At 45.0% G+C, this 18,408-nt stretch carries 13 protein-coding genes; 3 read left to right on the forward strand and 10 right to left on the reverse strand.

All coding sequences use genetic code 11. From position 1 onward, the window contains the following. Window positions 1-245: 245 nt before the first annotated feature. From H9J30_RS06390 to H9J30_RS06435, 10 genes are all read right to left on the reverse strand, one after another. Entirely contained in the window at window positions 246-2,561 is a 2,316-nt protein-coding gene (locus tag H9J30_RS06390; RefSeq protein ID WP_240130261.1) for an efflux RND transporter permease subunit, read from the reverse strand. Window positions 2,562-2,592: 31 nt separating this feature from the next. Continuing rightward, window positions 2,593-3,603 (reverse strand): WD40/YVTN/BNR-like repeat-containing protein, encoded by a 1,011-nt coding sequence (locus tag H9J30_RS06395; RefSeq protein WP_240130262.1) that lies wholly within the window; start codon window positions 3,601-3,603, stop codon window positions 2,593-2,595. A 54-nt stretch (window positions 3,604-3,657) separates the two neighbouring features. Further along, window positions 3,658-5,022 (reverse strand): DUF1329 domain-containing protein, encoded by a 1,365-nt coding sequence (locus H9J30_RS06400; protein WP_240130263.1) that lies wholly within the window; start codon window positions 5,020-5,022, stop codon window positions 3,658-3,660. Window positions 5,023-5,034: 12 nt separating this feature from the next. Next, window positions 5,035-7,077 (reverse strand): DUF1302 domain-containing protein, encoded by a 2,043-nt coding sequence (locus H9J30_RS06405; RefSeq protein WP_240130264.1) that lies wholly within the window; start codon window positions 7,075-7,077, stop codon window positions 5,035-5,037. 338 nt (window positions 7,078-7,415) lie between these two features. Then, window positions 7,416-7,631: a DUF2835 domain-containing protein gene (locus tag H9J30_RS06410; protein ID WP_240130265.1), complete on the reverse strand. Its 216-nt coding sequence runs from the start codon at window positions 7,629-7,631 to the stop codon at window positions 7,416-7,418. Between the two features lie 274 nt (window positions 7,632-7,905). Continuing rightward, the gene (pepN, locus tag H9J30_RS06415; protein WP_240130266.1) at window positions 7,906-10,455 is read right to left on the reverse strand and encodes an aminopeptidase N; all 2,550 of its coding nucleotides are present in this window, start codon (window positions 10,453-10,455) and stop codon (window positions 7,906-7,908) included. Window positions 10,456-10,538: 83 nt separating this feature from the next. Next, window positions 10,539-12,584 carry a carboxy terminal-processing peptidase gene (gene prc / locus H9J30_RS06420; RefSeq protein WP_240130267.1) on the reverse strand — a complete coding sequence of 682 codons (2,046 nt, stop codon included), beginning with the start codon at window positions 12,582-12,584 and terminating at the stop codon, window positions 10,539-10,541. Window positions 12,585-12,612: 28 nt separating this feature from the next. Next, window positions 12,613-13,254, reverse strand: a complete 642-nt coding sequence (proQ, locus tag H9J30_RS06425; RefSeq protein WP_240130346.1) for an RNA chaperone ProQ — start codon at window positions 13,252-13,254, stop codon at window positions 12,613-12,615. A 277-nt stretch (window positions 13,255-13,531) separates the two neighbouring features. Then, window positions 13,532-13,990 (reverse strand): GAF domain-containing protein, encoded by a 459-nt coding sequence (locus tag H9J30_RS06430; protein WP_240130268.1) that lies wholly within the window; start codon window positions 13,988-13,990, stop codon window positions 13,532-13,534. A gap of 14 nt (window positions 13,991-14,004) precedes the next feature. Continuing rightward, window positions 14,005-14,304, reverse strand: coding sequence for a YebG family protein (locus H9J30_RS06435; protein ID WP_011072553.1), 300 nt, complete (start codon window positions 14,302-14,304; stop codon window positions 14,005-14,007). A 205-nt stretch (window positions 14,305-14,509) separates the two neighbouring features. Here H9J30_RS06435 and H9J30_RS06440 point away from each other — a divergent pair, with 205 nt between their 5' ends. From H9J30_RS06440 to H9J30_RS06450, 3 genes are read left to right on the forward strand one after another with little or no spacing between them, the layout of a single operon-like run. After that, window positions 14,510-15,145 (forward strand): paraquat-inducible protein A, encoded by a 636-nt coding sequence (locus H9J30_RS06440; RefSeq protein WP_240130269.1) that lies wholly within the window; start codon window positions 14,510-14,512, stop codon window positions 15,143-15,145. Window position 15,146: 1 nt separating this feature from the next. Continuing rightward, complete coding sequence (locus H9J30_RS06445; RefSeq protein ID WP_240130270.1) at window positions 15,147-15,764, forward strand: paraquat-inducible protein A; 618 nt, start codon at window positions 15,147-15,149, stop codon at window positions 15,762-15,764. Then, the gene (locus H9J30_RS06450; protein ID WP_240130271.1) at window positions 15,751-18,387 is read left to right on the forward strand and encodes a PqiB family protein; all 2,637 of its coding nucleotides are present in this window, start codon (window positions 15,751-15,753) and stop codon (window positions 18,385-18,387) included. The genes H9J30_RS06445 and H9J30_RS06450 overlap by 14 nt, the downstream gene beginning before the upstream one ends. Window positions 18,388-18,408 lie beyond the last annotated feature (21 nt).

Consider the following 18,408-nt stretch of genomic DNA (forward strand, 5'->3'; position numbering starts at 1 on the left):
TATGGCAGCGCTTTTTTTCATTATTTGGATGCTTCGGCTTAACAATCTGAGAAAAGCGAGTGTGATCTAGATCGTCGCGCGAAGTTTATTACTAAATCCTCTGTATTTCGAGGAAAATTTTAGTGGTACATCCTCTTGAAATCCAGTCGCCGCGGGATTAAAGCGCAAACAATGACCAAACAATCGTAAAAACAGACTAACTATGCAAAAAAAAAATGGGGAGTTAAACTCCCCATTTCAAGGTATTACTTAGGTTGTCGCCAGAATACCGCCGCCAATGCTGGCAGGATAATTATGGCACCCAACATATTTACCAAAAACATGAAGGTGAGCAGGATCCCCATATCCATTTGGAATTTAAGCGCCGAGAAAAACCAAGTGCTTACCCCGATTGCCAGCGTCAAACCGGTAAAAATCACCGCACTTCCCCGCTCAACCAACGCTTCGTAGTAAGCCTGCTGTACTGGCATACCATTTGATAACTTAGACGACATGGTCGACAGGATATAAATACCATAGTCAACCCCAATGCCCACACCCAGAGCAATAACGGGTAAAGTACTGACAGCTAAGCCAATATTAAGCATTGTCATCAAGGCCTGTGCCAGTGTCGATACCACATAGAGTGGAATGATAACCGCAACCGTGGCCTTGAAAGATTTGAAGCTGATTAAACACAGCACAAATACCGCGCCATACACATAGATCATCATAGGTAATTGCGCTTCGGCTACGGCTTCATTCGTTGCCGCCATCACACCAACAGGACCCGATGCCAGTTTAAATTGCAGCTTATCATTATCCATTTTTGCAGCGACAGCTTTGACCTTAGCGACCACTGTTTCTATGGTTTCGGCCTTGTGATCTTTCATAAACAGATACACTGGCATCACTGAACAATCGCCATTTAATAAACCTGAAGTCGTGGGAATTTGACCAATAGCCTGTACTAAACTCGCCGTTGTACGCGGTAGCACTTCCCACCTTGGATTGCCTTCGTTAAAGCCAGCGTTCACTTTTTTTGCCACCGAAGCCAAACTGACAGTTGATTCAACACCAGGAGTATTACGCACTAGCCATTCAAACTCATCAATTTGAGTCAACACATCGTGATAAGTACAGGCTTCAGGGCTGGCTTCAACAATCACAGTCATCACATCCGTGGTGATAGAGAAATGATCTGTAATAAAGAAAGTGTCCAAGTTGTAGCGAGAATCCTGATGTAAAGCAGGCGCCCCAGCTTGCAAATCGCCAATTTTCATCTGGTTTGCCTTTTCTAACCCAGCAAAATACGAGGCAATAGTCGCTATAATCACCACGATCGCGTATTTAGGGGTGGCAAATTTTGCCAGATAGCGCCAAATCGCCTCGGCACGCACTTCATCCGATGTTGGTTGACCTTGTGGTGGAACGTTAATCTCGGTAAAGGAAATCACTAACGGTAAGAGGATAAGGTTGGTGAGAATAATCACACCTACACCCAAGGATGCCGAAATCGCCAGCTCACGAATAATCCCAATATCAATGAATAATAGCGTAATAAAACCAACAGTATCAGAGAGTAATGCCACACCACCTGGCACAAGTAAGCTACGAAACGCTGAAGCTGATGCAGCTTTAGTGGATTGCCCGTCCATCACCCGGCGCTTTACGGCATTAATGATCTGCACGCCGTGACTCACCCCAATCGCAAATACGAGGAAAGGCACCAAAATCGACATTGGATCGAGACCGAAACCAATTACCGTCAATAAACCGAGCTGCCAGATCACCGCAGTTAAGCTACAGATTAAGGGTAATAGCGTCAGAATAATCGATTTAGAGAACAGATAAACCATCGCCGCCGTAACTAAAATGGCTATCACGAAAAACAGTAATACACCTTTGGCACCATCGGCTACATCACCTGCCATCTTGGCAAAGCCGATAATATGAATTTTCACTTTATCGGTTTCATATTTGCCACGCAGTTCTTTTTCAAGTTGGGCAGCAAAGGCAATGGTATCTAAGGGTTTACCCGTTTGTGGATCAAAATCCATTAACTGGGCAGATACCATAGCAGCACTGTAGTCGTTAGCGATTAATCGGCCAACAATCCCTGCTTTTTCAATGTTATCTCGAACCGTATTTAAGCCCGTTTCTGTGGTAGCAAAATCAGCGGGGATCACAGGACCGCCAGCAAAACCATCCTCTACAACCTCGGTAAAACGGGTCGAAGGAGAAAACAGCGATTTCACCTGAGAACGATCAACACCGGGAATAAAAAACAGCTGATCATGGACGTTTTTAAGGGTATCAAAATAATTAGGATTAAAAATATTACCGCTGGTGTCTTCAACCGCCACCATAATGCTATTTGCGCCCCCAAAATCCTTTTGGTGTTTGAGGTAAGTTTGCATATAGCTATGATTGAGTGGAATATTTTTAATAAATGCCGCATCCATTTTTAATTGGCTGGCTTGGTATCCCAAAAAAAACGTGACCAAAATGAAAATGCTTACCACCCAAGCACGGTTGCGGAACAAAAATGACTCAAATCCGTTGACCAGTTTTTCTAACATCTTATCGGCCCTGTTATTGTTGTTTTATAATTTATGGCTTAAGTGTGAGTAGCCCTTGGCTACCCGATAACCACACATTCCCTTGGTTATCTTTTGCAATTGAAACTAAGTTTTCCCCTTGGCGACGAGTCACAATACTCGAACTATCATCCTGATTTAACTGGATAACAATGCCGGCATTACCTACAAGATATAGGCTAGTCTCTGAGGCTGCCATGACCCCGTTGATAGATGATTTAACGGGCATATCAATCTCATCCCATTGGGCAAGGCTCAAATCTGCCTTAAAGACGTGCCCTCTTAGTCCCATCACGTAAACCGCGTCCTGCAGCTGAATGGCATTAAACATAGAGCCATCATAATCGAACCCCGTGCGGGTAAAGTTTTGGCCTTTGTCTGCCGACATAGCCACTAAACCAAGCTCTCCCACCAATAATAGGCGTCCATCCTTAAGCGCTATCATCCGATTAAAATGTGGCAATAAAGATGCTCGCTCAGTGAGGTAGGCCGCTTGATCGCTGTTTTTTAATTCAGCGAGGTAGGAGACGTCCTCTTCGGCAAGCAGCTCTTCATGGAATTCCTCTGTCCAATTTGCGCCGCCATCGCGGGTGCGATAAAAGAGTCCGTAGGCGCCTATCGCCATACCTTCTTGCTCATTTAAAAACAACACATCAAGGAAAGGCTTTTCGATTTCAGTAGACTGCATTTGTAACGACCAAGTCTGGCCGCCATCTTGGGTATGCAAAATAGTGGCATCGTGCCCAACAGCCCAACCGAGTTTTTCATTTAAAAAGAAAACCTTTGTTAACTGAACGGAAGTCGGTGTAGGGACTTGTTGCCATTTGTCATTTAGCACTAACACATGGCCTCGCTCACCAACAGCAACTAACTGCTTGCCAGCATGGGCAATATCTAACACTAAAGAAGATGCTGCCAGAGGCTGAATTTGCGGGAAACGCTCTGACTGTGCAGAAAACGAAGGGGAAGAAAATAAACAACCAACACTTATCGCAGCGACACATTGAAGGATGCGAAACGACATACAAACTTCCTTAAACTAATGAGGGGCGCTTAGCGCCCCTTTTACCGTGGCTGATTAACGGATACCTTCGCGACGCAGCGCATCTGGGGTAAAGTTTGCTTCACTCAGTTTGGCATCAAAGTTATACATGCCGCTCTGGTTGTCTAACCCCATGGCCAAGTAACGACGTGACTGCAGATCGTGGAACACTTCTAAGGTATCCCACTGCGCGGGAACTTCGTAATAGTTCAAACCATGGGCAACCGCCACACGGTAAAGTTCATCACGGTTGTCGTACAGATCGGCGATCGATACTTGCCATGAGTCTTCGTCAAGATACATCACGCGAGTTTTGTAGATATGGCGCATACCGTCTTTCAGTGTCGCCTTTACTTCCCATACGCGGTGTTTTTCCCAACGGACAAACTCAGGATTAATATGACCGGGTTTTAAAATCTGATCATATTTCAGCTTATCTGAATGCAATTTGTAATCGTTGTAAGGAATATAGATTTCTTTCTTGCCCACAAGCTCCCAGTTATAACGCACGGGTGAACCGTTAAACATGTCGAAATCGTCCGTAGTGCGCAGACCATCGGATACAGTGCCCGGTGTATCAAACGCAACGTTTGGTGCCTTACGAACACGACGCTGGCCAGTGTTATAGGTCCATGCTTGGCGCGGTAACGCTTCTTGGTCCATGGTTTCTTTCACTAGTAGTGCTGTTCCTGCAAGGCGCGCGGGTTGAGTGACGACCTGTTTGAAGTAGAATAAGGTGTTACTGGCTTTTAACTGATCGAGGGTGATCTCTGGACGAGAATACTCGAAGCGAATTTCCTCTGCCGTTTCAACTAAGGTGTAGCTACCATCGGCCGTTGGTGCCGCTTGGCTACGCGAGGTTTCCACATCCACACCACGGAAGCGTAGAATATGGTTCCAAATCGCTTCTAGGCCATTAGCAGGGATCGGGAATGGAATACCAATTGATGCCCCTGAAATCCCATTACCTTGTGCCACCAGTTCAGCACGGGTTGCATTGGCTTTAGTCGCATCGTAGACAAATTGCGGCACTGACGCGCTGCGGCGCGTTTTGTACACATTCATCTTGTAAGTATCAGGATAAAGCTCAAACAATTTCATCTGACCTGGTGTCAAATAATCTTTATATTGGGCTTTATTTGCATTGGTAATAGTGAATTCAATTTTATCCTCGGGGAAAGGATCAGGATGATGCATTCCCTTTGTGTAACCCGCTACAGGCTTAGTAATACCACCATCCCATGCCGGAATTGAACCATCAGCATTACCTGCTTTTTCTGCACCTAATGGGGTTAATTCGTTACCCAGTTTTGCGGCTTCTGCTTCAGAGACTTTCGCCATCGTTGCTGGTGCTACAAGTGCCATAATCACCGCACTTGCCAATATCGACAGTTTCTTCATTGTTATAGTCCTTTAGATCGAATACTTGATATTGAATGAAATATAATCACGATCTGACATCGCGTTGGTTGTTCCTACACCGCCAAAGAAGTTGTTGTAGGATAAGTCTGCACCCCAACGGTTTTGGTATTCGAAATTAACACCTAAAGCCACTGACTTACGTCCTTCGGTAAAGAGGAACATAGGATCAGGGGTAATACCATCAACGTCGTGTGAGAAGATCATTCGTGGAGACATGTTTACACCAGCAAACAAGTTATTGAACTCGCCTTTGGCCACTAAACGGTATCCCCACGCGAAATCTGTTGGGAATGGGTTAGTTTCAGGGCCATTATGCAGCGCTTGAATAATCCCTGGCATATCGGGATTACCGCCAGAACGTGCAGTACCAGGACCATTGAGACGCAGTTCATCAAAGCCAGGCATATCATGGATCCACACCCCACCGACTTCAGCCAACATTGTCAAGTTATCCAGTCCCAGTGTTGGACCAAATAAGTGAGTGAACGTGGCTTGAGCCTGAGTAGTGTCGCGGCGGATAAAACCATCAACGGTTTCACCAGGTTTTACCCCATCAATTTGTGAAATACCGTTGAAATCTGGGCGAATACCCGCGTTAGCTAATTGTTGTGGCATACCCGCAAACAGCAGTTCTACGTCATCGATTTGCAACGGTTCATCTTGACGGTGGGCAATTTCAGCACCGACTGAGGTATCCCCCAGTGAAGTGTTAAAACTAAAGCCGTAGAGTTTAATATCTTCAGGATAAACAATTTGCGCCTTAGAGAAGCTTTTTAAGCTCAGCAGCAAGTCGCGATTAATATCACCAGCATTTTGCCCAAGTACCGCTAAATCGGATAACAACGCACCTGTGCTAAAATCAGCTGCAGTACCGCTGATCAGCGGACGGCGGCTATGGTAGTTCATAAAGTAGAAACCAAACTCGGTATCGCCCAATTCAGGCGCATAATAACCTAGCTTGATACCATATTGGCCATCATTACTCGGCTCTTGCTCATCCTGCACTAAGGTCACTTTAGTTGGATACGCCAACGCCATCGCAACGAGCTGCGATGTTGGAATTGTCTGACCGCTGGCGATCATTCCTGCAAGACGTTGATATTCCTGCATCACAAAGTCTAAATTAATATCAGGGTTAGCGTTAAAACCTAACTGTGCGTTTTGGTTGTAACCACCAAACCCCGCAAAATCGTTAGTCGCAAAAATTGAACCGGGTGTTGGAACCCAAATTGGTTCCCAATCATATTGATAGAAAGCTTCTACCGATAAATTCTCCGTGATCCCTAAAGAGGCCCAAACCATACCCTGAGGTCTAAAGGCTTCTTTCAGTTCAGCGCCAGGAGCATTAAGAATGTTCAAATCAACGGGGTTAATCTCACCGATACCGTGGGCGATAAGGGTACTTTCACCCCAAGAGACGACTTGGTTACCCACACGGATAGACAGAGGATTTGCACCGTCATTCAAATCAAAATTCGCATAGATGAAGGCATCCAGCAGACGGATGTCCTTACATTGCACTTCTGAAGCACGGTTATCTTGGCAAGGATCGTACTCTTTCCCTGTTAACGGGTCATTGTAGTCAAAGTTTCCATCGTTTAATTTACGATCGTAGAAATACATGCCACGGGCAAATAAACCATAGTTTTCATACTTCAGAGACAGCTCATGTAATCCTTTAACGATCTCAGAAGTAGTATCACCTTGAGAATAAAGTAAATTACTTAAGTCGTTGTTGCTTGAATAGGAGCCAGGTTGCGCCCAAATCTCAGCAGAAGTGTATTTAGTATTGCCAAAAGCAGTATAATTTGACCAATCAAATTGTGGCTGGTTAACCTTACCGATTTGTCCATCCCAATCGCGCTCACCCACACGCCAACTGGCACCCGCGGTCCAAGTTGAGTCAAAAGAACCTTGCACCTCCCCCCAATCGAACGCAACCGCATTAACATTCGACACCATCAATAAACTCAATGCCGACGCCACCCCCAAAGCAAGCGCCGACTTGTTAAAACTTTTTTTAACAATTTTCATTTTAGCTCTCCGTACCCTGCTGGATTCTTTGTTCTTGGAATTACAACCAACATCTTGTTAGCTCACAGGTAACATCATTGTTACAGCAATTAATCCCTATGAGCAAGGCACAGTTAGAGAAAATTTTCCGAAGAATTAAGCACGTAGATACATTTATATCATCTAGTACAAAGATAGGATTTAAATTAGAAAAGCAGAAGATAGGAATAAATGAAAAAAACAAGATAAAAAATCATATTTTTCATAAACATAATTACAAATAAAATAACATATTTTCTGGTTCGTAATTAGTCGACCGTTTAAAGTAATTGCTCTAAGTTAAAATCAACAATTTGTTTCTACAATCGCTCTAACGACACAAATTGCCCTTTATCATCAAGCACCAGTTTAAATTGCCCATGGATCCCGTTTTCAGTTAAAAAACGTCTAAAATGCCGCCCATTAATCCACAGTATCCGCCCTTGACGTTCACGAACTTCAACTTTATCAGCAAGCCCCTGATAGTAAGGTAAAAAATCTTGGTAACTAAGGGTTAACTTAAAATACAATTCCATACTGATAAGGGCAGCAAAGTGCGGCCCTCCTCCTCTAATTAACCTCAACTCGGGGTAACGAGTGTCGAAAACCTAAATTTAATAAACTAAATCAATGCTATAAATGATTATTTTGAAAAGAAAAATCTATTATCTGGCTGAATGCGCAGATTTTTGCGCATATCAAGGCGCTCTGTCGTATGCCATAGCGAGCTATGGTTAGACAGAGCAACGCAGAGAGGCCCGAAAAGATGCATATTCTGCGGCTCTGCTTATCTCGAGCTCAGGTTAATTACTACTGCGCTAACGCTTTAGATACTTTCTCGAATAAATCCTTCGAGAGTCCAGGCAAGTCTAATAAACGCGTTAAACAGGCTTTAATCTTAGATTGACGTGTTTCATCGAATTTACTGAATTGGATTAGCGGTGTCACCATTCGCGCAGCAACCTGTGGGTTAAGCTGGTTCAAGTTAATAAGGCACTCAGTTAAAAACTCATAACCTTGACCATCGATACGGTGAAATTGATAAATATTCCCTGCGGCAAAACTACCAATAAGCGAACGAACGCGATTGGGATTGCTCATACTAAAACTCGAATGTTGTTGTAATTGCCGTAACTTATCAATTACATCATCACTATCATAGGTCGCCTGTAACATAAACCATTTGTCCATGACTAACGGCGTATCACGCCAGCGCGTCTCAAACTGAGCCATTAAATGGTCACGGCAAGTTAAAGAACCTGTATTGGCTGCACTCAAAGCACCAAGAGAGTCTGTCATGTTGTTAGCTTTTTCAAACTGCTCAACCACAAAGGTTTCGGCATCACTGCTAACTCGGCTAAGCCAATTTAGACATTGATTTTTAAGGGCCCGAGCTTTAGTGCAATCCAAATTAACTAATGAGCGATAAAGTGCCGTTAATTCATCTTCGCAGTAAGCGGCAAGCTCGGTGAGCACAAATTCACGCGCTAAGGCCAATGCATCTAAATCGACAGTTTCCGTTTGTTCAATCAACGCGGAAGCCGATGGAATCGCTAAAATCTCAGCCATCAGCGCTTGATCTAACTGCTCATCAAGCAAGGCTCCTTTAAAGCTATCCTTCACTCGCTCATCTAATGTCATGGTGTGATGTTGTTGTAAATGCGCCACATTTAGCCAAATCGCTTGGCTCACGAGCGCGACCGACGCTTCCCAGCGCGCCACTTCACTCGAAGCAAAGCGCATCAGATGCACGAGTTGATCGATTTCAAAGGGATAGTGCAATTTAACCGGTGCAGAGAAATCCTGTAGTAAGGAGGCTACGGGTTTATGGCTTAGTCCTTCAAAGCTAAACACTTGCTCTGCTTGAGTAAAATCGAGCACTTGGTTTACCAGCGATTGCCCTTTCTCATCTAACAGCTCTAAGCTAAAGGGAATATGCAAGGGTGAAGCACAGCCAGCTAAGGTTTGCTTGAGTGTTAACTGATAAGTTCCTGTGTCAGCATTAAAACTGTCGTTTGCTGTTACTACCGGCGTACCTGCTTGGCTATACCAGAGGCGAAATTGAGTTAAATCGATACCGCTGGCATCTTCCATCGCCGCCACAAAATCATCGCAGGTCACGGCTTGACCATCGTGACGCTTGAAGTATAACTTCATCCCCGCTTGGAAATGGGCTTCACCCAACAGTGTGTGCATCATGCGAATAACTTCGGCGCCCTTGTTATACACTGTCACCGTATAAAAGTTATTCATCTCAATCACGGACTCTGGACGGATAGGATGGGACATAGGGCCAGAATCTTCAGCAAATTGCTGATTCTTGATCACTTTAATTGCGTGAATTCGGTTCACAGCGCGCGAACCTAAATCCGAACTAAATTCCTGATCGCGAAACACGGTTAAGCCTTCCTTGAGGCTTAATTGGAACCAGTCACGGCAAGTCACGCGGTTACCCGTCCAGTTGTGGAAGTACTCATGGCCGACCACAGATTCAATTCCGTGGTAATCCTCGTCTGTTGCGGTCAAGGTATCGGCCAACACATACTTGGTATTGAAGATGTTTAAGCCTTTATTTTCCATTGCACCCATATTGAAAAAGTCGACAGCGACTATCATGTAGATATCTAAGTCGTACTCGAGGTCAAAACGGGACTCATCCCAGGCCATGGACTTTTTCAGCGACACCATCGCATGGTGCGCTTTGTGCAAATTACCTTTATCAACAAACACCTGCAGTACCACTTTGCGATGACTACGGGTGACAAACTCATCCTGTAATAGATCGAAATCACCGGCGACTAAGGCAAACAGATAGGCAGGTTTTGGGAAGGGATCTTGCCAGCGCACATAATGGCGTCCTCCATCGACCTCGCCTTTTTCAATCAAGTTACCGTTACTCAGCAGAAATGGGAACGCCAGCTTATCGGCTTCGATTCGCACTGTGTATTTGGCTAACACATCGGGTCGGTCGAGAAAATAAGTGATACGTCTAAAGCCTTCGGCTTCGCACTGAGTACAGTAGGCACCGTCGGACATATAAAGCCCTTCGAGGCTTGAGTTGGCTGCAGGATCCAGTTGAGTAACGATCGTCAGCTCAAATTCATTCAGTGTCGTCTCGATAGACAACTGCCCTTCACTCGCACGATACGGCGCTGCTTGTCCATCAATGGCCACACTCACCAAGGTCAAACTTTCACCATCAAGCACTAAAGGATTAGCGTGAGAAGAAGTGCGTTTGACTTTGCTAACGGCTTTAACCAGGGTGTTTTTACCATCAAGATTAACATCTAAGTCAATGGTTTCAATCGTGAACGGGGGAGCTTGATAATCTTTAAGGTATTTTGCTTGAGCTTGGGTCATTTAGTTCCCTTTAACACTGATTTAAATAAGAAAAACGCGCCATAAGCGCGTTTTAAGATAAGGTAAACAGGCGTAAATACCGCCTATTTAGTGCCAGCGTTAGCTAGCTTTTTCGCATCCACCATATCTAAGGTGATATAAGCTGTTTCATCTAAAAAGGCATCTGGCGCTACGACATCGTCTTTAATGTCTTCCATCGATTTAACTGCGGCTAAACCATTGGCTACACGACGCTCATTGGTTCTATCGAGTACTTTTTTCTCATCAGCTTCGCGTGATGCAATACGCTCACTTTCAACTAAGGAGACCGTTTTCTCTTTGTGATGCTTTTTAAAGTCAGCAATATCTTGATTGATATAGTTAAACTCAACACTGTTTTGAATACGGGCTACGTGCTTTTTCTCTAAACTGGCCACCAATTCAGGAGTGATATCATTTAGCGTGCCGTATTGTGCCATAGGCACTTTATCCCAAGGCAAAGCATTTTTCTCTTCAGCTTCACCATATTCACCAGGCTCTAATGCACTTGGATAAGCAATATTCGGTGTCACACCTTTCAGTTGAGTGCTACCACCGTTAATGCGATAAAACTTCTGGATGGTGTATTGCACATGGCCGATTGGCTTCTCGTACATATCGTAGATCCGACCGAGGCTCTTGTGCTGTTGCACTGTGCCTTTACCGAAACTGGATTCACCGACAATCAGTGCACGATCATAGTCCTGCAAGGCTGCGGCAAAAATCTCAGAAGCAGAAGCACTGTAACGATCAACCATCACGGTCAACGGACCTGCGTAAGTCGTCTTACCATCATTATCGCGGTGGGCAGACACACGACCATCAGCATCACGGACTTGTACGACGGGCCCCATATCGATAAAGAGTCCGGTGAGTAATACCGCTTCGGTTAATGCGCCGCCACCGTTGCCACGTAAATCGATAACCACACCTTCGACTTTTGCTTCATTCAGCTTAAGTAGTTCCTTTTCCACATCCTGGGATAAATTCATATAGAAACCAGGGATCTGGATCACGCCGACTTTACGGTTAGCGTATACACCGTCTTTAGGTTCGATGATCTTTGAAGTGGCAGCACGGTCTTCTAAGCGAATTTTGTCACGTACTAAGGTCACGTTAAACGGCTTAGCATTTGAGCCGCCTTTCTTCGGTAAAATCTGCAAAACGACTTTACTGCCCTTAGGTCCTTTGATGAGTTCGACCACATCGTCTAAACGCCAGCCGATAACATCCACAATCTCGCCGCCTTCTTGGCCGACACCGACAATCTTGTCTTCTGGTGACAGTTTCTCACTACCAGCAGCAGGACCTCCTGCGATCAAACTCTTAATCACAGTGTAATCATCTTCGAGCTGTAACTGCGCGCCGATACCCTCAAGGCTCAAGTTCATTTCCATTTGGAAACGCTCTGCATTACGGGGAGATAAATAGCTAGTGTGCGGCTCGATGCTGCGCGAAAACGCATTCATCACCGCTTGAAACACATCTTCGCTATTAGTCTGAGTCAAACGTTTGATGGCGTTGTTATAACGCTTTTGCAGAATATCAACGATCTCAGGCCATTTTTTGCCGGTAAGTTTGAGATTCAAGGCATCGTACTTAACACGCTGACGCCAAAGTTCATTGATTTCAGCTTGATCTTTCGGCCAAGCAACATCTTCCCTATCATACTCGTAGACATCACCTGGGGCGGTAAAGTCCATTTCTTTATCGAGCAGAGAAAGTGCATACACAAAACCTTCGTAGCGACGTTTTTGAACCAAATCAAACATTTTGTAGGCAGGATCGAGTTCACCTGAACTCAGCATGTCGTCAAACTGATTGATATATGGTTTAAAACTGTCGACATCAGCTTGAGTGAGCACATTGCGACGGTAATCAAGTTGCTGTAGGTAGCGGTCAAATATCTGCGCAGAAAACGCATCATCAAGCGCAAATCTGTGGTAATGCGAACGAGTATACAAATCTGTCACTCGCTTACTGGCCACTTTATGCTGCGCTTCCTGCTTGAGAGTGGGTAACTCGCTGATTTGAATCGTAGGAGGCACAGCCCAAGCCGAGAATCCGACAAAAACAGTGGCGATGGATGTAGCCAAAATGAGTTTTCGCATCAACAAGTTACTCCGTTAGATTAAATGATTACAGCAGAATATGTTCTGCTTTCACTTTTATCGTTAAGCCGCTATCAAGCTGAACATGAATGTCTTCTTTGTTAATGTCAGTGATCACGCCGGCTACTGGCGTCATACCTAATTTAACATTGACACGCTGTTTTTTCGCTAAATCGGTCAATTGCGCTTGCACTAAGTTCACAGCAGGCTCTGCCTTAGGCGCCGCTTTTGCTGGACGCTCAGTCTTACGGGCAGGAACAGCTACTTTCTTAGGGGCTTTTTTCGCAGGAGCTTTACCCGCTGGAGCCGCTTTCGGTGCTTGAGCAGCACGCTTAGCTTTGGCTTTTTCTTGGCTTTCTTTCAACATGGCTTGAGCATGATCAATATGCTCTTGCTCTAACTCACCACAAGGCTGACCATCAAGATCGACACGCTGTGCACCGGCTTTTACCGATTTTAGGTAGCGCCAGCTGCTGGTATAGCGTCTTAACGCCACTCGCAGTTGCGTTTTACTGACTTTAGAATCATCAGCCAACCTTTCAGCCAAATCTTGAAACAATCCGATTTTTAATGGCTTAGTTTCACCTTCAGCAATAAAGCACAAAGGAAATGTTTCATACAAATACGCCAAAATTGCGTTGGTGTCGGTCAACTTATCTGTTGATTCCATCATTACTTCCACAGTTAAAAAGGGACATCGAATTCGAGGTGATATAAATCAGCTTCTTACGTGTCGTTCATCTTGGTTAAGCCCACAATTGAGCCAAAGTACAAATTAGCATTCTCGCCGAGTTAACTAAAGTTAAAAAATATAAGTTAACAATTTTTTACGGCTAAACCTATCAGGCTTATTCAGACCATACCTAAATAAGCCTTATCAGGGCATGCGCTATTATAAGGCGCACGCCACCGATTGCGACCATGAATTATGCGTTATTGTACGCAAATTAAGCAAATAGGCATTTTTCGAAGCTTTTTACCAATAATTCCAAGCCCTTTTGGTCTTCTTCGTCGAAGCGATCAAAAATAGGACTATCGATATCCAGCACAGCGATCACTTTTCCATCAGCCCGCAGAGGGATAACAATTTCTGAATTACTGGCCGCATCGCAGGCAATATGCCCATCAAATTGATGTACATCAGCAACACGTTGGGTTTGGTTAGCCAGTGCTGCGGTGCCACACACGCCCTTTCCCATAGGAATGCGGGTACAAGCCACTTTTCCTTGGAAAGGACCTAACACTAACTGTTCGCCACGCATCACGTAAAAACCAACCCAATTTAGCTCAGTTAAGTTATCGTTGAGCAGGGCCGAAAAGTTAGCCATGGCAGCCACTAAATCGTCTTCACCTTCAAGTAACGCCTGCACTTGACGATTCAATGATTCGTAAAATTGCGGTTTCATATGCATCCTAAGAATTATTCGACAGCGTCGTCCTTCTTAGACGCTTTTTTCGCTGCACTTTGTTTTGTTGGCGTACTATTAACTTGAACGACGCCTTTAAGCAAGTTTGTCAGCTCATCTTTATTGTTAGCAAAATAGAATGCGAGCTGTTCGGTCAGACTTTCATCAATTCCGAGCTGCGCGTTTTGAATAAATGGAATGAGGTTGTCAGCGATATCGAGCATCTTATCGTAGGCATCAGCCTCCTTTTTCGATGTGAATGTCATCTTTTCTACCCCTTCTCTTACCACGACAAACTGTGTAATAACTGCCATGACTGCCCTCGCACTGTTTTTATATACAGTAACCAGAATGACATAAAGTGAACTAGTGATGCAAGTGTTCTGATTATTCTGATATTATGTGAACGTTTTGCGTTGCCGAGATGAGTCAAGAAATTGGGTATCTCACCTTATAATTTGTTTAATTCGGATTATTTGCACTATCTCAATGGCTTTGGGGCTAATATAATATTTTTATATGCATGAAAATACAGCAGAAAACTCTGTAATCCTCTGTCGTTCCTGCGACTTGGCCATTCGGAAGCGCGCCCTACCGACGGGTGTAAGAGCGTTGTGCCCGCGCTGTAACACTGCTCTTTATGACACGCCATACTGCTCAGTGAATGGCATGTTGGCGTTGTGCATTACCGCGTTGGTATTTTATTTTCCTGCTAATTTTTTCCCTGTGTTGGAAATTCATTTCCTAGGCAGTATTCGCACTACGACGGTGTTTCAAGGCGCTTTTGCCGTATTCGATCAAGGGTATTGGGTTGTAGGTATAGCCGTGCTTGCTGCGGCGGTGGTAGGCCCAGGTTTATTGATCCTATCGATTCTCACCCAACTCTTAATTGTTAAATGGGGACTTGATAGCCCGTTGGGGCGCCATAGTCTCAAACAATTATTAAAATTTCAGGGACTCCTGTCGCAACTGACTATGCTCGAGATTTATGTGATTAGTTTCCTCGTTTCCTCGTTTCAGTTATCTGACTTTTCAGACATTTACTTTGGAATGGGGACCTTTTGCTTCACCATGCTTTTTTTAGTCACCCTATTTTTACAGCGTGAATACGATATTGAACATATGTGGGGTCTTCTTATGCAGGAGCGTCACTGAGATGAAGCAACAAGGAAAAGATTTAGGTCTCTGTTTATGTTCAGTATGCAGGCAACTCAATGGCAGTGATGATAGCCACTGTGGTCGTTGTGGATCAGAACTACATGTTCGCGACTATAGCAGCTTACAAAAAAGCTGGGCGCTGCTGATCACTGCTGCCATTTTATTGGTCCCAGCGAATCTCTACCCTATAACTGTGCTCACCAATCAGGGAAAGGTACGCCATGACACGATATTTTCCGGAATTGTTCATTTAGTCCAATCGGATATGTTACCCATCGCCATTATTGTCTTTATCGCCAGTATTTTAGTGCCTTGGGTAAAAATTATCGGTCTTGCCACTTATCTGTGTGCAATCAGTTTTAATTTGCCCATTTCAAAAAAGAAACTCATGGTAGGATTTCATATTATCGAGTGGATCGGCCGCTGGTCGATGCTCGATTTGTTTGTGATCTCACTAACGGTTGCCCTTGTTAATATGGGGCAATTACTCGATGCGAAGCCGGCGCCTGCGGCCACGGCGTTTGCATTAGTGATTTTACTCACTCAACTTGCCGCAAAAGTTTTAGACACTCGTTTACTCTGGGATCGATTGGAAAATCAAGATGACACAAATTGAATCGCCAAAAGTTGTGAAGAAAAAACTCTTTTCGCCGATTTGGCTGCTCCCTATTGTTGCGCTCGCACTCGGCGCTTGGCTGGGTATTAAAAGCATCAAAGAATCGGGCGTTGAAATTCAGATCCACTTTCCCAGTGCAACGGGAATCGATGTGGGTAAAACCTTAGTCAAATATCAAGGTTTAACCGTCGGTAAGGTGAAAGACATTGGCATTGACGATGATCTTAAAGGCGTTAACGTGAAAGTGATGATGGACTATCGCGCCAAACCTTTCTTAAATAAAGAGACTCTCTTCTGGTTAGTCACCCCAAAGGCGAGTATTACAGGCGTTGAAGGTTTAGATGCGCTGTTTTCCGGCAACTATATTGCCATTCAACCGGGTAAAGGTAATGCCGCAACGTTTTTTGAGGCTGAGCGTCAACCACCACCGATGCAAATCGGCTCCGAAGGGGTGATGATTGAACTCACCGCCGATAAGCTGGGTTCATTGGACGTTGGCTCGCCCGTTTTCTTTCGCCAGATCCCTGTAGGCAGTGTCGTCAGCTACCGCTTAGATGGTAACGCCAGAGTCATTATCAGTGCATTTATTCAAGAACAATACGCACGTTTAGTGAAGAAAAATTCCCATTTTTGGAATGTCTCAGGTGTAAAAGTCGACGCCAGTTTAGCGGGCATTAAGGTCAACACTGAGAGCCTTGCTTCTATCCTTGCGGGTGGCGTGAGTTTCAGTTCCGATGACCAAGCAGCACCTGCACAAAATGGCGACAGTTTTGCCCTCTATGATTCCGAAACCAGTGCTTTAGGCGGAGTTGAGGTGAGCTTAACCATGAACGATGGCAATGGGATTGATAAAGGCACCCGCATTGTATACCGGGGTATCAGCGTTGGCTCGATTCAGAGTAAAAACCTCACCACCACGGGTGTCACAGCAATTGCCAAGTTTGAGCCTGAGTACGCCAATTTATTAACCAGCGACGGACGTTTTTGGTTAGAAGGTGCGGATATTTCACTGTCTGGTATCAAAAATCCTGAACGTTTACTGACTGGTAGCGTGATAAACTTTTTACCTGGCACAAATGCCAATACGGCGCTACCAAGTAGCTTCGCTCTGCAATCCTCTGCACCTGATTTACTGCAAGCCAAAAAACGTCTGTTGACTATCACCTCAGCAGAAAATATGGGATTAACCGCTGGGGCAGAAGTGCGCTACAAACAGTTGCCTATAGGCCAAGTTCTTGCGGTGAAGTTAACTAAAGATCTTTCGGCGGTAGAATATCACCTTGAGCTACAACCTGAATTTGCCAGCTTGATCCGTAGTGATAGTTATTTTATTCCTGAGTCGGCGCTGAGTGTCGATGCATCCATTGAGGGGGTATCTGTCAAAGCTCGCGATCTGGCGACATTAACCAAAGGCGCAGTGAGTCTTATTCCCGGCAGCAGCAACTCGCCTGTTACAGCCGATGCGCGCTTGTCACTCTTTAGCTCTGTTGAGGAAGCGAAACAGTTTTTCGAGCGCCAGCAACGTCTGTACTTTACCCTCACCAGCGTAGATGGCGCAGATGTCAGCCAAGGCTCACCGATTTACTATAAAAAAATGCAAATCGGTCGCGTTGAGTCGGTGAATTGGCAAAGTAAAACGGAAGACTTTGCGATTAAGATCGCCATAGATAAGCAGTTCCAGCCCTTAGTGCAAAAACCGAAAGTATTTTGGCGTAATAATGCATTGGATGTCAGCGCCAGCCTCGCTGGTATTGACGTCGCCGTTGCACCGCTTCAGGGCGCACTAAAAGGCAGTATCAGCCTAGGCTTATTGGAAAGTCCCCAAGCAGATGCGACTGCTTCGCTCAAACTTTATGAAAATAAACAGTTAGCCTTAGCCCAAGCGCAAGCTATTAGGCTCACCCTACCCGCCTCGGCTAAATTGGCTGCAAAAGCCGCCATTCGTTATCAAGGGCACCAAGTGGGTGAAGTAACTCAGGTTAAGCTTAATGCTGACCTCAATACGCTCTCGGCCACCGCCTATCTTTATGGCGAATATGCGGATCATTTCAGCCGCAGTGACGCCGAGTATCATATGGTTGAAGCACAAATTTCTTTAGCGGGCATTAAAGCCCCAGAAACCTTAATCACAGGGCCTTATATTGGCGTGTTACCAGGTAAGAGCAAACAAAAGGTCACGCAATTCCAAGCTAAACTCGTTGAGAGCAGCTATGCCAATGTGGCCGAAGATGCACTCAAGTTTACCCTAGAGGATAGCAACCTAGGCTCGATGAAAGTCGGCACGCCTATTTTCTTCCGTGGTATTAAAGTTGGCCAAATCGATGGCTACAGCCTGTCGTCTCAAGGTAACAGTGTATTAATGCAAGCACACATTGAGCCGCAGTACAGTCACTTAGTGAATCAGAGCAGTCAGTTCTGGGATGCTTCTGGTATCAAAGTGGATGTAGGGATTTTCTCAGGCGCGCAGATAGAAGCGGGTTCACTTGAAACCCTACTGGCGGGCGGCATTTATGTCGCTACCAAGGAAACGACACAAGCAAACAATCGCTTAAGCCAAGGTGCTGTGATTACACTGCAGCATAAAGCCCAGAGTGAATGGCTGGAATGGGCACCCGCGCAATAGCTCCTGTGTAATAAATAATTG

It is taken from the genome of Shewanella cutis, assembly GCF_022410515.1.
In the GTDB taxonomy this organism is placed as follows: domain Bacteria; phylum Pseudomonadota; class Gammaproteobacteria; order Enterobacterales; family Shewanellaceae; genus Shewanella; species Shewanella cutis.

What these genes read in the sequence shown, in the direction of transcription:
- H9J30_RS06390 (WP_240130261.1), bottom strand. Translation starts at nt 2,561, where the DNA reads ATGTTAGAAAAACTGGTCAACGGATTTGAGTCATTTTTGTTCCGCAAC.
- H9J30_RS06410 (WP_240130265.1), bottom strand. Translation starts at nt 7,631, where the DNA reads ATGGAATTGTATTTTAAGTTAACCCTTAGTTACCAAGATTTTTTACCT.
- prc (WP_240130267.1), bottom strand. Translation starts at nt 12,584, where the DNA reads ATGCGAAAACTCATTTTGGCTACATCCATCGCCACTGTTTTTGTCGGA.
- H9J30_RS06395 (WP_240130262.1), bottom strand. Translation starts at nt 3,603, where the DNA reads ATGTCGTTTCGCATCCTTCAATGTGTCGCTGCGATAAGTGTTGGTTGT.
- H9J30_RS06405 (WP_240130264.1), bottom strand. Translation starts at nt 7,077, where the DNA reads ATGAAAATTGTTAAAAAAAGTTTTAACAAGTCGGCGCTTGCTTTGGGG.
- H9J30_RS06440 (WP_240130269.1), top strand. Translation starts at nt 14,510, where the DNA reads ATGCATGAAAATACAGCAGAAAACTCTGTAATCCTCTGTCGTTCCTGC.
- H9J30_RS06445 (WP_240130270.1), top strand. Translation starts at nt 15,147, where the DNA reads ATGAAGCAACAAGGAAAAGATTTAGGTCTCTGTTTATGTTCAGTATGC.
- H9J30_RS06435 (WP_011072553.1), bottom strand. Translation starts at nt 14,304, where the DNA reads ATGGCAGTTATTACACAGTTTGTCGTGGTAAGAGAAGGGGTAGAAAAG.
- H9J30_RS06450 (WP_240130271.1), top strand. Translation starts at nt 15,751, where the DNA reads ATGACACAAATTGAATCGCCAAAAGTTGTGAAGAAAAAACTCTTTTCG.
- H9J30_RS06400 (WP_240130263.1), bottom strand. Translation starts at nt 5,022, where the DNA reads ATGAAGAAACTGTCGATATTGGCAAGTGCGGTGATTATGGCACTTGTA.
- H9J30_RS06430 (WP_240130268.1), bottom strand. Translation starts at nt 13,990, where the DNA reads ATGAAACCGCAATTTTACGAATCATTGAATCGTCAAGTGCAGGCGTTA.
- pepN (WP_240130266.1), bottom strand. Translation starts at nt 10,455, where the DNA reads ATGACCCAAGCTCAAGCAAAATACCTTAAAGATTATCAAGCTCCCCCG.
- proQ (WP_240130346.1), bottom strand. Translation starts at nt 13,254, where the DNA reads ATGGAATCAACAGATAAGTTGACCGACACCAACGCAATTTTGGCGTAT.